General features: G+C 46.0%; 11 protein-coding genes and 1 pseudogene. 11 read left to right on the top strand and 1 reads right to left on the bottom strand.

Annotated elements, in window-relative coordinates:
• Positions 1-73 precede the first annotated feature (73 nt).
• Entirely contained in the window at positions 74-2791 is a 2718-nt protein-coding gene (locus STRDD12_RS02615) for a KxYKxGKxW signal peptide domain-containing protein (protein ID WP_066914890.1), read from the top strand.
• 254 nt (positions 2792-3045) lie between these two features.
• On the top strand, positions 3046-4422 hold the full coding sequence (gene nox / locus STRDD12_RS02610; RefSeq protein ID WP_066916192.1) for a H2O-forming NADH oxidase: 1377 nt from the start codon (positions 3046-3048) through the stop codon (positions 4420-4422).
• Between the two features lie 147 nt (positions 4423-4569).
• Here the strand turns inward: nox and STRDD12_RS02605 are convergent.
• Positions 4570-5555: pseudogene (locus tag STRDD12_RS02605) on the bottom strand (L-lactate dehydrogenase).
• Positions 5556-5806: 251 nt separating this feature from the next.
• Between STRDD12_RS02605 and gyrA the strand changes: the two are divergent.
• The 9 genes from gyrA to STRDD12_RS02560 all read left to right on the top strand — a co-directional run.
• Complete coding sequence (gene gyrA / locus STRDD12_RS02600; protein WP_066914888.1) at positions 5807-8278, top strand: DNA gyrase subunit A; 2472 nt, start codon at positions 5807-5809, stop codon at positions 8276-8278.
• Complete coding sequence (locus tag STRDD12_RS02595; RefSeq protein WP_066914886.1) at positions 8262-9017, top strand: class A sortase; 756 nt, start codon at positions 8262-8264, stop codon at positions 9015-9017. Before gyrA ends, STRDD12_RS02595 begins: the two co-directional genes overlap by 17 nt.
• Positions 9018-9082: 65 nt before the next feature.
• Positions 9083-10438: a bifunctional metallophosphatase/5'-nucleotidase gene (locus STRDD12_RS02590; protein ID WP_066916190.1), complete on the top strand. Its 1356-nt coding sequence runs from the start codon at positions 9083-9085 to the stop codon at positions 10436-10438.
• Positions 10416-10934: a YutD family protein gene (locus tag STRDD12_RS02585; protein WP_066914884.1), complete on the top strand. Its 519-nt coding sequence runs from the start codon at positions 10416-10418 to the stop codon at positions 10932-10934. The genes STRDD12_RS02590 and STRDD12_RS02585 overlap by 23 nt, the downstream gene beginning before the upstream one ends.
• A 3-nt stretch (positions 10935-10937) precedes the next feature.
• On the top strand, positions 10938-12023 hold the full coding sequence (gene rlmN, locus STRDD12_RS02580) for a dual-specificity RNA methyltransferase RlmN (RefSeq protein ID WP_066914881.1): 1086 nt from the start codon (positions 10938-10940) through the stop codon (positions 12021-12023).
• 266 nt (positions 12024-12289) lie between these two features.
• Positions 12290-13063, top strand: coding sequence for a dihydroorotate dehydrogenase electron transfer subunit (locus STRDD12_RS02575; protein ID WP_066914879.1), 774 nt, complete (start codon positions 12290-12292; stop codon positions 13061-13063).
• A 12-nt stretch (positions 13064-13075) separates the two neighbouring features.
• Positions 13076-14041, top strand: coding sequence for a dihydroorotate dehydrogenase (locus tag STRDD12_RS02570; protein WP_066916188.1), 966 nt, complete (start codon positions 13076-13078; stop codon positions 14039-14041).
• Positions 14010-14702 (top strand): orotidine-5'-phosphate decarboxylase, encoded by a 693-nt coding sequence (gene pyrF / locus STRDD12_RS02565; protein WP_066914877.1) that lies wholly within the window; start codon positions 14010-14012, stop codon positions 14700-14702. Before STRDD12_RS02570 ends, pyrF begins: the two co-directional genes overlap by 32 nt.
• A gap of 62 nt (positions 14703-14764) precedes the next feature.
• A partial coding sequence (locus tag STRDD12_RS02560; protein WP_443031052.1) for an orotate phosphoribosyltransferase occupies positions 14765-15056 on the top strand: 292 nt, incomplete at its 3' end.

The following is a 15056-nucleotide window of genomic DNA, read 5'->3' as shown; positions in this document are numbered from 1 at the left end:
TTATATTATTGTTTGAAAGCGTTTTAAAATGGTGCTAAAATGTCGGTGAAATCTAAAAAAGGAGGACAGAACCATGGAAAAGAAGGTTCGATTTCACTTACATAAAGTGAAGAAGCGTTGGGTTACGGTAATGGTGTCGACTGCGGCACTAGGTCTTCTCTTGCTAGGTGCAGGGTCTGTGCAGGCAGATGAGCTTGCCAGCAATGACCCAGCTTCGCCACCTGTCGAAGTGGTCACAAGCGATGGGCTTTCTGACGCATCTGACAGTCTCAGTGAAGCGCCCCTTGCCGATCAAGCAGTGCCTACCAGTGACGGTGACCTGTCTAGCCAAGCCTTGACAGCGGAAACTTCGACGGAGCAAGTTGCAGACCAAGCGTCAATAGACGATTCTGGGACAGCAAACGCGTCACCTGCAGAACCTAGCCAAACACCACCAGAGGCAGACGAAACGGCCCCATCAAGCGGTGATCAGACTAAGCCTTCTGTCGACACACCGCGCAGTCAATTTGTCTCAGATGACCAGGGCAACTGGTATTATTACGATGCCAATGGACAAAAACTGACTGGTTTTCAAACAGTGGACTACCTTCAGCTCTATTTCCATGCCGATGGCCGTCAGGCCAAGGGCGAAGTGGTCACGGTTGACGGCAGTAGCTATTATTTTGACAAGGATTCTGGTGAAATCTACCGGAACGGCTTTGCCTCAGATGCCGCAGGCAACTGGTACTATCTGGGTGAGGATGGCAAGGCGGTGACCGGCCTGCAAATTATAGACAGCTTCCCGCTCTATTTCTACCCTGACGGCGTTCAAGCCAAGGATGCTTTTATCGTCTTTGACGGCAGTAGCCATTACTTCAAGGCAGGAAGTGGTCAATTGGCTACGGATGGTTTCTTCTCAGATGCTGAGGGCAATTGGTACTATGCTGATCCGACTGGTCAGCTTGTGACTGGTGAGCAGACCATTGATAGCTTCCATCTTTATTTCTACGCAGATGGTGTTCAAGCCAAGGATGCTTTGGTGGAACGTGACGGTAAAAGCTATTACTATGATGCCGATAATGGACGTCTGGTGACGGACCAAACCTTCGTTCTTGATGGCAAGACCTACACCGCAGATACAACTGGTGTCGTGACCCAAGTGCCACAACACCGCAATCAATTCGTCTCAGATGACCAGGGTAACTGGTATTATTACGATGCCAATGGGCAAAAATTGACAGGTTTTCAAACCGTAGATAACGTTCGTCTTTATTTCCACTCGGCTGGTCGCCAAGCCAAGGGCGAACTGGTGACAATTGATGGCAAGCGGTATTATTTCGATAAAGCTTCCGGTGAACTTTATCGTCGTGTTTATCCGATAACCATCGATGGGGTAGCTTACACCGCAGATAGCCAGGGTGTTCTGACAGAAGTTCCCAAATACCGCAATCAGTTTGTTTCTGAAGACCAGGTCAACTGGTACTATGCAGATGATGCCGGTCACTGGTTGACTGGTCCCCAAATCATTGACACGTTTAATTTGTATTTCTACGAAGATGGCCTTCAAGCCAAAGATGCCCTTGTTGTGCGTGATGGCAAAACCTATTACTATGATGCCGACAATGGCCGTCTGGTGACTAACCGACCTTTTGTCTTTGACGGAAAAACCTACACGGCAGATGCAACTGGTGTCGTGACGGAGGGGGCGTCCTATCGCAACCAATTCGTCTCTGACGACCAAGGCAACTGGTATTATTTTGATGGGGATGGCCAGCTGGTTACAGGTTTCCAAGTGATTAATGGTCAACAGCTCTATTTTGCTAAGGATGGTCGCCAAGTCAAGTCAGGATTGACCAAAATTGATGGGGCTACCTATTATTTTGATCCAGATAGTGGGGAGATGGCTGTCAATCAAGAAAGGGAATTTTGGCAAAAAATTAGTTATGGGGAAAAACTGATTCCGGTTTATCGTTACTTTAATGCAGATGGTAAGATGGCCGTTGGCTTCCAAGATAGGGACGGACAAACCTACTACTATGATGAAGATGGCATAGCTGTCCGAAGTGTTCACCTGTATAATGCTAATGTTCATAGCGATCTCTACTCAGCGGGGGTCTTTGGATTACGCCCAGATTATCTCTTTGATGAAAAGACAGGCGCTATGAAGCGTAATACCTTCGTTTATACGACTGCTCTGAGACTGCATGAACCACATATTGGTAGACTTCCTGTCCCTTGTTGGGTTTACTGTGGTTCAGATGGTTTGGCAGTGACAGGCTGGCAGGTAATCAATGGCAAAACCTATTATTTCTATCCAGAATCTAAATTCCGTGCGGAGTCTGGGTTGGAGACGATTGATGGCAAGGATTACTTCTTCGATTCGGATTCTGTGCTTGTGCAAGACCTTACCTTTACACTGGATCAGAAGTTCTATCGGGCCGATGAGAAAGGGGTTTTGACCAAACTCGAAAGTGTTGCTGACCAGTTTGTCTATGATCTTAACTGGAAAAGGGTTTCCTATACTGAGGCGAATGGTGAAGTCCGACACGGCGTGATGATTAAACGCGATTTTGTCCTCTACTTTAAGGCAGACGGTAGTCAAGCCAAGGGGGAATTCCTGACCATTCATGGGGCTACTTACTATTTCGATGAAGATAGTGGTGAGATGTATCGCAATCGCTTGGCCACAGATACCAATGGCGACCAGTACTATCTAGGAGGGGATGGCAAAGCCCTGACGGATACAGTATTTGAACACGATGGCAAAAGCTATCAAGCGGATAGCAAGGGCATTGTGACCGAAAAAGACTAATGTGACCGATAAAAGAGTCCCTGTTTCTCCTGACCAGGGGCTTTTTGGTGCTTGAAATGAGGCCTAGATGCCTCAGCAGGCTCTATGCATCCAGCTGTTTTTAAAGAGCAGGGGCTGACGTCCTCGATTTATCCTCAAGGAAGAGCAAGCGGGTAATTTTTTTAGAAAAAAATTGTGAAAAAGCGAGCATATTTCTTGAAAGCGTTTTTAAGCCTTGCTATAATCTAAAGGAATGAAAGATTATGGAGGCTATTATGAGCAAAGTTGTTGTTGTTGGCGCTAACCATGCGGGTACCTTTTCGATTACCACCCTCTTGGATAACTATGGCGCTGAAAATGAGGTAGTGGTATTTGACCAAAACTCAAACATTTCTTTCCTTGGCTGTGGTATGGCCCTTTGGATTGGTAAGCAAATTTCAGGTTCAGATGGGCTTTTCTACGCCAATAAAGAAATCTTGGAAGAAAAGGGCGCAAAGGTTTACATGAATAGCCCTGTGACAGCCATTGATTATGATAAAAAGGTTGTGACTGCCCTGGTTGATGGGAAAGAACATCACGAAAGTTATGACAAGTTGATTTTGGCAACAGGTTCACAACCTATTTTGCCACCGATTAAAGGAGCTGAAATCAAAGAAGGCAGTCGTACCTTTGAAGCAACCTTGGAAAACTTGCAGTTTGTCAAACTGTTCCAAAACGCTCAAGAAGTGATTGATAAATTGCAAGACAAGTCTGAGCACATTAACCGTGTGGCTGTTGTCGGAGCAGGCTACATTGGTGTTGAGCTGGCTGAAGCCTTTAAACGCTTAGGCAAAGAAGTTGTTCTAGTAGACGTGGTGGATACTTGTTTGGCCGGCTATTATGACCATGATTTGACTGACTTGATGCGTGCCAACCTAGAAGAAAATGGTATTGAGCTAGCCTTTGGCGAAACAGTTCAAGCTATTGAGGGAGATGGCAAAGTTGAGCGTATTGTCACTGACAAGCAAAGCCGTGATGTGGATATGGTTGTTTTGGCCGTCGGTTTTCGTCCAAATACAGCCCTCGGTGCTGGTAAGATTGAAATCTTCCGCAATGGCGCTTATCTGGTCAATAAAAAACAAGAAACCAGCCTTCCAGACGTGTATGCTATCGGAGACTGTGCGACCGTTTATGACAATGCCTTAGAAGATACCAACTACATTGCCCTAGCGTCAAATGCTGTCCGGTCGGGTATGGTGGCCGCTCATAATGTTGCTGGTCATGACTTTGAGTCCTTGGGCGTTCAAGGGTCAAACGGTATTTCCATTTTTGGGCTTAACATGGTTTCGACTGGTTTAACCGCTGAAAAAGCCGAACGTTTTGGATTTGACCCAGTGGTTACAGAGGTAGAAGACCTCCAAAAGGCTGCCTTTATGGAACACGGCAACTATGAAGTAACCTTGAAGATTGTTTACGATAGAAAAACACGTCGTGTGCTAGGTGCGCAAATGGCCTCTAGAGGCGACATTTCTATGGGTATTCACCTCTTCTCATTGGCTATTCAAGAGCAAGTGACCATTGACCGATTGGCACTTTTAGATCTCTTCTTCTTGCCACACTTTAATCAACCGCTCAGCTACATCGCAAAAGCTGCCTTAAAAGCAGAAGACTAATCAAAAAACACCAGACGCCTGTCTGGTGTTTTTCTTAGGTAAAAAAATTTCCAATCCGTCAAGAGTAGCAGTCGGGTATCGCAAGCGACCATCAAACCTAAAAAAAAACCGTTTGTCAGTTGACAAACGGTTTTTGTGGTGAAGCTCTTAGTTACGAGAAGCTTCTTGGAATTCTGGGTTTTGCCACGCTTCGTCGATGATAGCTTTCAATTCGTCAGCAGAAGCTTGCATTTTTTGTGTTTCAGCGTCGTTCAATGGGATGTTCACTGGACGAACGATACCGTGTGCCCCAACGATAGCTGGTTGACCGATGAAGACATCGTTGATACCATATTGACCGTCTTGGAAGACTGACAATGGCAATACAGCATTTTCATCATCCAAGATAGCTTTTGTGATACGAGCCAAGGCAACAGCGATACCATAGAAAGTAGCACCTTTTTTGTTGATGATGGTGTAGGCTGCATCACGAACACCTTCGAACAATTCAACCAATTCAGCATCGTTGAAGTTGTCAACATCTTTAAGGTAGTCTTCTAAGTTAACACCTGCGATGTTTGCATGAGACCAAACAGCGAATTCTGAGTCACCGTGTTCACCCATGATGTAGGCGTGAACGGAACGTGCATCCACATCCAATTTTTCAGCCAAAGCTTGACGGAAACGTGCAGAGTCAAGGGAAGTACCTGAACCGATAACACGTTCTTTAGGGAAGCCTGAGAATTTCCAAGTAGAGTATGTCAATACGTCAACTGGGTTTGCTGCAACGAGGAAGATTCCCTTGAATCCTGATTCAACAACTTGAGTAACGATTGATTTGTTGATGGCAAGGTTTTTACCAACCAAGTCCAAACGTGTTTCACCTGGTTTTTGAGGGGCACCAGCTGTGATAACAACCAAGTCAGCATCTGCACAGTCTTCGTATTTTGCTGCGTAGATTTTCTTAGGTGAAGTGAAAGCCAAGGCGTGGCTCAAGTCGAGAGCGTCACCAACCGCTTTTTCGAACAATTGAGGGATTTCGATAATTCCCAATTCTTGAGCAATTCCTTGGTTGACCAAGGCAAAAGCGTATGAAGATCCAACGGCACCGTCACCGACAAGGATAACTTTTTGTGTTGTTTAGTTGCAGTCATGCTAAACATCTCCTTAATTTTTTTTGAGTTCAAGACCCATTCACATGTATTCTATCACGTTATGGGCTTTCTGTCACGGTTTTATTGGAATTTCTCCCTCAAGCCAAAGACTTTTGAGAAAATATGCAGAAAACTTTCAACATAATTGGAGAAAGAGCTTGGCTTTGCAAGGCAAGTCACGTGTTTTCATGGTCAAATAACTGAAAAAATGCTATAATAAAGCGTATTTACATAGAATGGGAGTAGAGTGCATGCAAGATAAAAATTTGGTCGATGTCAATCTGACCAGCGAGATGAAAACAAGCTTCATTGACTATGCCATGAGCGTTATCGTCTCGCGTGCGCTTCCAGATGTACGGGATGGTCTAAAACCCGTGCAACGTCGTATTTTATACGGCATGAATGAATTAGGGGTAACACCGGACAAACCCCATAAAAAATCAGCTCGGATTACAGGGGACGTCATGGGGAAATACCATCCACATGGGGACTCGTCTATCTATGAAGCCATGGTTCGGATGGCACAATGGTGGTCTTACCGCTACATGCTAGTGGATGGTCACGGTAACTTTGGTTCTATGGATGGGGATGGACCAGCGGCGCAGCGGTATACCGAAGCCCGCATGAGTAAGATTGCTCTAGAAATGTTGCGCGACATCAATAAAAACACGGTTGACTATCAGGACAACTATGATGGTTCTGAAAGAGAACCTGTGGTCTTGCCAGCACGTTTTCCAAATCTTCTCGTGAATGGCGCAACAGGTATCGCTGTTGGGATGGCGACTAATATCCCGACCCACAACCTTGGTGAAACGATTGACGCTGTTCACCTGATGTTGAAAAACCCAGATGTGACCACTCGAGAACTTATGGAAGTCCTGCCAGGGCCAGATTTTCCGACGGGTGCTTTGGTCATGGGACGCTCAGGTATCCATAAGGCTTATGAAACAGGTAAGGGCTCAATCGTCTTACGGGCTCGGACAGAAATCGAAGAAACGAAGTCAGGTCGTGAACGCATTGTCGTCACTGAGTTTCCTTACATGGTCAATAAAACCAAGGTACACGAACATATTGTTCGTCTGGCTCAGGAAAAACGGATTGAGGGCATCACGGCAGTGCGGGATGAGTCCAACCGTGAGGGTGTCCGTATGGTGATTGAAGTGCGACGGGATGCTTCGGCGCATGTAATTCTCAATAACCTCTTTAAGTTGACGAGTCTTCAAACCAACTTTAGTTTTAATATGCTGGCCATTGAAAAAGGCGTTCCTAAAATTCTGTCTTTGCGTCAAATTTTGGCCAACTATATTGCCCACCAAAAGGATGTTATCGTTCGTCGGACTGCCTTTGACAAGGCGAAAGCGGAAAGCAGAGCGCATATTTTAGAAGGCTTATTGATTGCTCTAGACCATCTCGACGAGGTTATCCGTATTATCCGTAACAGTGAAACGGACACCATCGCTCAACAAGAATTGATGAGTCGTTTTGCCTTGTCAGAACGTCAGAGCCAAGCTATCCTAGATATGCGTCTGCGTCGTCTGACCGGTTTGGAAAGAGACAAGATTCAGTCGGAGTATGATGACCTCTTGGTTCTTATTGCAGACTTAGCCGATATTTTAGCCAAGCCTGAGCGCGTGATTGCCATCATCGGTGACGAGTTGGAAGAAATTAAGCGTAAATTTGCGGATGAGCGTCGAACAGAGCTCATGGTGGGTGAAGTCTTGTCACTTGAAGACGAAGACCTCATCGAAGAAGAAGATGTCTTGATTACCTTGTCAAACAAGGGCTATATCAAGCGTTTGGCCCAGGATGAGTTTCGGGCGCAAAACCGTGGTGGCCGTGGGGTTCAGGGAACTGGTGTCAACGATGACGATTTTGTCAGTCAGTTATTGTCATTGAGCACCCACGACCCGATTTATTTCATGACCAATCTGGGGCGGGTTTATCGGCTAAAAGGCTATGAAGTGCCTGAATATGGCCGTACAGCTAAAGGGCTTCCGATTGTTAACCTCCTGAAACTGGATGAGGGTGAAAAAATCCAAACCATCATCGGTGGTGCAAGAGAAGAGGCAGATGCCTACCTCTTCTTTGTGACCAAGTACGGTGTGGTCAAACGAACCGCCCTTGAGGAATTCAAAAACATTCGCCAAAATGGCTTGAAAGCCTTGAATCTAAAAGATGGCGATGAGCTAATCAATGTCTTTGTAACGAGTGGTCAAGATGACGTGATTATCGGAACCAAGACGGGTTACACGGTCCGTTTTGCAGAAGACAAGGTGCGCGCCATGAGTCGGTCGGCGACGGGTGTCAAGGGGATTACCCTACGCGATACAGATGAAGTGGTTGGGGCATGCGTTGTTTCAGATGAGCAAGAAATTCTAATTGTGACCGAAAAAGGTTTCGGTAAGCGAACTTCCGCCCAAGAGTACCCACAAAAAGGTCGCGGTGGGAAAGGGATTAAAACCGCAAACATTACAAGCAAGAACGGCCCATTGGCAGGCCTCGTAACGGTTTCCGGAGATGAGGACATTATGCTAATCACTGATACAGGTGTCATGATTCGCACACACGTAGCTAGCATCTCGCAAACTGGTCGTGCAGCTATGGGGGTTAAGGTGATGCGTTTGGACCAAGATGCCAAAATTGTTAACTTTACGCTAGTGGCAGCCGAAGCCTCAAGTGAGACTAAAGAAAACCAGGAGGCGGCAGATGGTCAAGAAGTCTAAGCAGCCAAGGTCTTTCAAAGGTAGACTCGCTTCGGTCTTGCGTTGGCTAGTCATCATCCTCTTATTCACGGTCGGTTTGGCTTTGGTTTTCCAACGCTCCTTGAGAAATAGTATGATTGCCTGGAACTCCAATCGTTACCAAGTCTCTCATGTGTCCAAGAAAACGCTAGAAAGTAACCAAAAGAAAAAGGCCACCTACGATTTTAATGCTGTCAAATCACTGAGTGCAGAATCAGTTTTGTCTGCTCAAATGAGCGCACAAGACCTACCGGTGATTGGTGGTATCGCAATACCTGACGTTGGTATCAACCTACCAATCTTTAAAGGGCTTGGGAATACCGAGCTTTCTTATGGGGCTGGCACCATGAAAGAAGACCAAGTGATGGGACAAGGCAATTACGCCTTGGCCAGTCACCATGTTTTTGCCATGGCGGGTGCTTCTGAGATGCTCTTTTCTCCCTTGGACCGTTCTAAGGCAGGTCAAAAGATTTATCTAACCGATAAAGAAAAGGTTTATACCTATACAATCACCAGTGTATCGATTGTTGACCCGACAGATGTCGCTGTCATTGATGATACGCCTGGAAAGACTCAGGTCACTCTGGTGACTTGTACAGATGCTGAAGCGACACAAAGAACCATTGTCGTGGGTGAACTCACTAAGACCAGCTCCTGGGATAAGGCGCCTCGGTCAGTGAAGAAAGCTTTTAGCAAGTCTTATAACCAAATCAATCTCTAAAAGAAGTGTCGGTCAGGGCTTACCTGAATGCCGACCTTTTTTTGCTTTTGCGGTATAATGGCAATATGAAAGAATCTGTTCGTCTCTTGCATCTGAATGATTTTCATTCACATGCTGAAAATTACCCCAAACTTCGTCGCTTTTTTCGGGAACACGGTCAGGGCTTTGATGGTCAGGTTTTGCGCTTGGACATTGGAGACAATGTGGATAAGAGTCATCCCCTGACGGATGCGACATCAGGCCAGTGGAATGTCCAGTTGATGAATGCTCTGGGAATTGACTTTGCAACAATTGGAAACAATGAAGGGATTGGTCTATCTAAACAAGAAATGACAAGCCTCTATGATGCCGCGGACTTTTCTGTTGTTTTGGGAAATCTGAGACATCCGGATGGGACACGACCAACTTGGGCAGAGCCTTATGCCATTTTTGAAACCTCTCAGGGGCATCGTCTGGCCTTTTTAGGCTACACTTTCCCCTATACCTTGACGTATGAACCCAATGGTTGGCAGGTGTTGGACATGTATGCTTGTCTGGAGAAAGATTTGGCTCTTCCTCAGCTGACTTCAGCGGATGCCGTTATTGTCCTAAGTCATTTAGGTCTGGGTGTCGATCAAGAGATGGCTAAACGCTTCCCACAGATTGACCTCATCATCGGAGCGCATACCCATCACCTTTTAGAGGAAGGCACGCAGGTCAATGGTGTTTATCTAGCTGCGGCTGGTCGTTATGGCGAACATGTGGGAGAAATTGACCTTGTCATAGGAGATGATGGGTTAGAGGATTGTGTCATCAAAACCTTTGCGACGTCAGAATTACCCAGTCGCACAGAAGATAAGGCTTGGGTGTCTGCGATGGCTGCTGACGGGCATCGCTTGTTAGCGCAGGTGGCTTTGGAGGATTTTGACCGGGCTCCTGACCTCGAAGAAAGTGTGGCTTTGACCATGCAGGCCATGCGTAGTGCGACAGAAGCTGACCTGTGCTTACTCAACACAGGTATTGTAGTCACCCCCTTTGCGCAAAACTGCACGCTGGATAGCTTGCACCAAAGTCTCCCTCACCAAATGCGCTTAATCAGCTTAGAGGTGACTAGTCAAGAACTCAAAGACATTTGCCAAGATATTTACTATCAGGCAGAATTGCTGAAACACCAGGCTATTCGTGGGATGGGCTTTCGTGGAAAAATTTTTGGGGAGATGCGGTCACAGGGATTTACTTACAAAAATGGAGAAATAGTGTATAATAGAAAGGTTGATAAGACGAAAGAGCGGCACCGCCTCGTTTTGGTAGACCAATATTATTTTGCACCTTACTTTGAAAGCCTTAAACAGCAGAAGGTGCACTTGCATTTTCCAGACCTCTTGCGCCAAACGGTGGCTCGCTACATGAAAGGAAGACATGAAAAAGGATATCTCACCTGATTTGTATAATTACAATCGTTTTCCAGGACCAATATTTCAATATGAAGCCCCGTTTGTTCAGGCAGAAGGTCGTCAGTTTGAGCTTGTCTATAATTCCCAGGAGGGCTTTGACACCGAAAGTTTCACACAACGCTATAGTGATTGGCTGTGTCAATATGATTTCATTGTGGGGGACTGGGGCAATGACCAATTGCGCCTAAAGGGGTTTTATGAGACCTCTAAAAAAGGGGAAAATACCATTTCCCGTTTGGAAGATTATCTGCAGGAATATTGTAATTTTGGTTGTGATTACTTTGTCTTAAAAAACACCCAGCCGCAAAAGGTGACTTATCAAGAGGAAAAAGACTACCGACGCAAAGACCGGCGGTCACGAAAGAAATCGTCACAAGGCGCGCATTTTCAGACTAAGCGACGCAGTCAAGAGACTCGTCCAGCCCAAAAGCCATCGAAAAAGCGAGAGAGCAACCAACATTTTACCATCCGCAAGAAAGGTTAACGCATGAAACCATCAATTTACACACTGACCCAAGATGAACTAATCGCCTGGAGTCTAGAACATGGCCAAAAGAAATTCCGTGCCACACAGATTTGGGACTGGCTTTACCGCAAACGTGTGCAATCTTTTGAAGAAATGACTAATATTTCAAAAGATTTTATTGCCCTTTTGAATGAAAACTTTTGCGTCAATCCTTTAAAACAACGGATTGTTCAAGAATCTGCAGATGGCACGATTAAGTACCTGTTTGAACTGCCAGATGGCATGCTCATCGAAACCGTTTTGATGCGTCAGCACTACGGTCTTTCTGTTTGTGTCACCACTCAAGTCGGCTGTAATATCGGCTGTACTTTTTGTGCCTCTGGTTTGATTAAAAAACAACGCGACCTCAACAATGGAGAAATTACAGCTCAGATTATGCTGGTCCAAAAATACTTGGATGAAAGGGGCCGTGATGAGCGTGTGAGCCATGTCGTTGTGATGGGGATTGGGGAACCGTTTGACAATTACACCAACGTCTTAAAATTCTTACGAACCATCAATGATGACAAGGGATTGGCTATTGGAGCACGTCACATCACTGTTTCCACGTCTGGTTTGGCCCATAAGATTCGCGAATTTGCAGATGAAAACATTCAAGTGAACTTGGCGGTTTCCCTTCATGCGCCAAATAATGACCTCCGTTCGAGCATCATGCGGATTAACCGCTCTTTCCCATTGGAAAAATTGTTTGATGCGATTGAATACTATATTGCTAAGACCAACCGTCGGGTGACCTTTGAGTATATTATGTTAAATGAGGTCAACGATAAGCCTGAAAATGCGCAGGAATTGGCGGATTTAACCCAAAAAATTCGAAAATTGTCCTATGTCAATTTGATTCCTTATAACCCTGTTTCAGAGCATGACCAATATAGCCGTAGTCCTAAAGAGCGTGTGGATACTTTCTATGATGTCTTAAAGAAAAACGGCGTTAACTGTGTTGTCCGTCAAGAACATGGAACAGATATCGATGCTGCCTGCGGTCAGTTGCGGTCTAATACGATGAAAAAAGATAAGGCAAAAGCCCAAGCCAAGGCAAAAGCCTAATAGCAAAGAAAGTTCCAAACATTTTTGGGGCTTTTTTTTGCTGTAACGGTTGCCGTTTGATTTGTCATAGCGGGGATAACTTAGCAGCCTCCTAAAATCACTTGACAAATAGAGAGAGACTTCCTATAATAGCCTAAGATATCCTTTAATTCAGTCCAGAGAGGCTGCAAAGGCACCAAGTGATAAAAAAAGCAGGCCTATAGCCCCTGCTGGATTTTGTGTGACCTTGCCCTCTTGGGTGAGGTCTTTTTTGGTGAAAGGTTGCTATGGCGTTACAAGAAAAACTAAGGCTAGTGAGTCAAAAAGAAATTGCCCCTGATATCTTTGAAATGGTATTAAGGGGAGAAATGGTTGCGGACATCAAAGCAGGTCAATTTTTGCATATTCGTGTCCCTGACCCTAGTAAACTGTTGCGGCGCCCCATCAGTGTATCTCGTGTGGATAAAGTCGCTAAGGCAGTGACCATTATTTACCGGGTGGCTGGAGATGGCACCCGTTTGCTCAGTCAAATGACTGCTGGGGAGTCACTTGATGTCATGGGACCACAGGGCAACGGCTTTGATTTGTCTTTGGTTTCAAAGGGGCAAAAGGCGCTTGTTATCGGCGGTGGGATTGGCGTACCGCCAATGGTTGAGGTAGCCAAAGAATTGCATGAAAACGGAGTGGCAGTTACAGCTGTGCTAGGTTTTGCTAGCAAGAACGCCGTGATTTTGGAAAAGCAAATGGCGCAATACGGACAAGTTATCGTAACGACCGACGATGGTTCTTATGGGATTAAGGGTTACGTCTCAACGGTTATCGACCAATTTGAGGAGACCTATGACGCTGTCTACGCCTGCGGCGCACCGGGCATGTTAGCTTATGTGGACCAAACTTTTCAAGACCACCCTCAGGCCTTTATCTCGCTAGAAGAACGCATGGCTTGTGGGATGGGCGCTTGTTATGCGTGTGTTGTTCATCTCAAAGATGGAACAGATGCCAGCAATGAACGTGTCTGTCATGAGGGCCCTGTTTTTCCAACAGGCCATGTGGTCTTATAGGAGGTGCCGATGATAGAAAATCCATTAGCAGTCCATCTGCCAGGTTTAGACTTGAAAAATCCTATCATTCCAGCCTCAGGTTGCTTTGGCTTTGGGCAAGAATACGCCAATTACTACGACCTTAATCGGCTGGGGGCCATTATGATTAAGGCCACCACACGAGAGCCGCGTTTTGGGAATCCGACCCCTCGTGTTGCCGAAAGCCCATCGGGCATGTTGAACGCCATCGGTTTGCAAAATCCTGGTGTAGACAAAGTCTTGGCTGAAAAGTTACCTTGGCTTCAAGACCATTTCCCAGACCTTCCCATTATTGCAAATGTGGCAGGCTTTTCTGTGGAAGAATATGCTTATGTTTCGCAGCGTATCTCGCAAGCAGCAAACGTGACAGCCATTGAACTGAATATTTCCTGCCCTAATGTTGACCATGGCAATCACGGCCTCTTAATCGGGCAGGACCCAGACTTGACCTATCAAGTGGTCAAGGCAGCAGTTGCTCATGCAGATGTCCCTGTTTACGTCAAGTTAACCCCTAGCGTAGCGGATATTACGGTTACAGCACAGGCAGCTGAAGCGGCTGGGGCCACTGGTTTTACCATGATTAACACCCTAGTAGGCATGCGACTGGACTTAAAGACAGGAAAGCCCATCATTGCCAATGGGACAGGTGGTCTGAGTGGCCCAGCTCTCTTACCCATTGCTGTCAAACTCATTCGCCAGGTGGCTGAACAATCCGACCTCCCTATTATCGGTATGGGTGGGGTTGACTCAGCTGAAAGTGCCTTAGAATTGCTTTTAGCAGGTGCCAAGGCAATCGGTGTTGGTACGGCCAACTTTACCGACCCTTACGCCTGTCCAAATATTATCGACAATTTACCCCGGGTGATGGCCAAGTATGGCATCGCGTCACTCGAAGCATTGCACCAACGTGTTACAAAGGAGATTAGACATGCGAGAAGAACGTCCTGTTATTGCACTTGATTTTCCGAGTTTTGAAGAAGTCAAAGCCTTTTTAGCCAAATTTCCAACAGACGAATCGCTTTATGTTAAAATTGGAATGGAACTTTACTATGCTCAAGGTCCAGAAATTGTAAAATATGTCAAATCACTTGGGCACAGTGTCTTTTTGGATTTGAAATTGCATGACATTCCCAATACGGTATACTCAGCCATGAAAGTTTTGGCAGACCTAGGCGTGGATATGACCAATGTGCATGCTGCAGGTGGTGTCGAAATGATGCAGGCGGCACGTCAAGGCCTTGGCCCTGGGCCAAAACTGATTGCCGTCACCCAACTGACATCAACGTCGGAAGAACAAATGCAAGAAGACCAAAATATCCAAACATCCCTGCAGGCTTCGGTTTTGCATTATGCTAAAAAAACGCAAGAGGCCGGTTTGGATGGTGTGGTTTGTTCCGCCAAGGAGGCTCAGGCTATCCACGAAGCTACTTCTGAGGCCTTTATTTGCCTGACACCAGGTATCCGCCCAGCGGGTGCAGCTGTAGGCGACCAAAAGCGCGTAGTAACTCCTGGCCAAGCCCGACACATTGGATCCAGTTATATTGTCGTTGGGCGCCCTATCACACAAGCACCTGACCCCTATCAGGCTTACCTCGCCATCAAAGAGGAGTGGAATCGTTAAACATTTACAGCTATGCCATGTCTTTTGAGACAGCATCTAGGGAACAAGAAAAGAGGAAAAATATGACCTTAGCAGCACAAATTGCATCAGATTTATTGGACATCAAAGCGGTTTACTTAAAACCAAACGAGCCTTTCACTTGGGCATCAGGGATTCAATCACCAATTTATACCGATAACCGGATTACCCTTTCTTACCCTGAGACCCGCACCTTGATTGAAAATGGTTTTGCGGAAAAAATCAAGGAAGCCTTCCCTCAGGTGGAAGTTATTGCCGGAACAGCAACTGCAGGCATCCCTCATGGAGCTATTGTTGCAGACAAGATGAACTTGCCTTTTGCCTACATTCGGAGTA

The organism is Streptococcus sp. DD12, assembly GCF_001578885.1.
Classification (GTDB): Bacteria; Bacillota; Bacilli; order Lactobacillales; family Streptococcaceae; genus Streptococcus.
The sequence above is the reverse complement of the archived record's forward strand: the minus strand, read 5'-3'. Positions and strand labels throughout refer to the sequence as shown.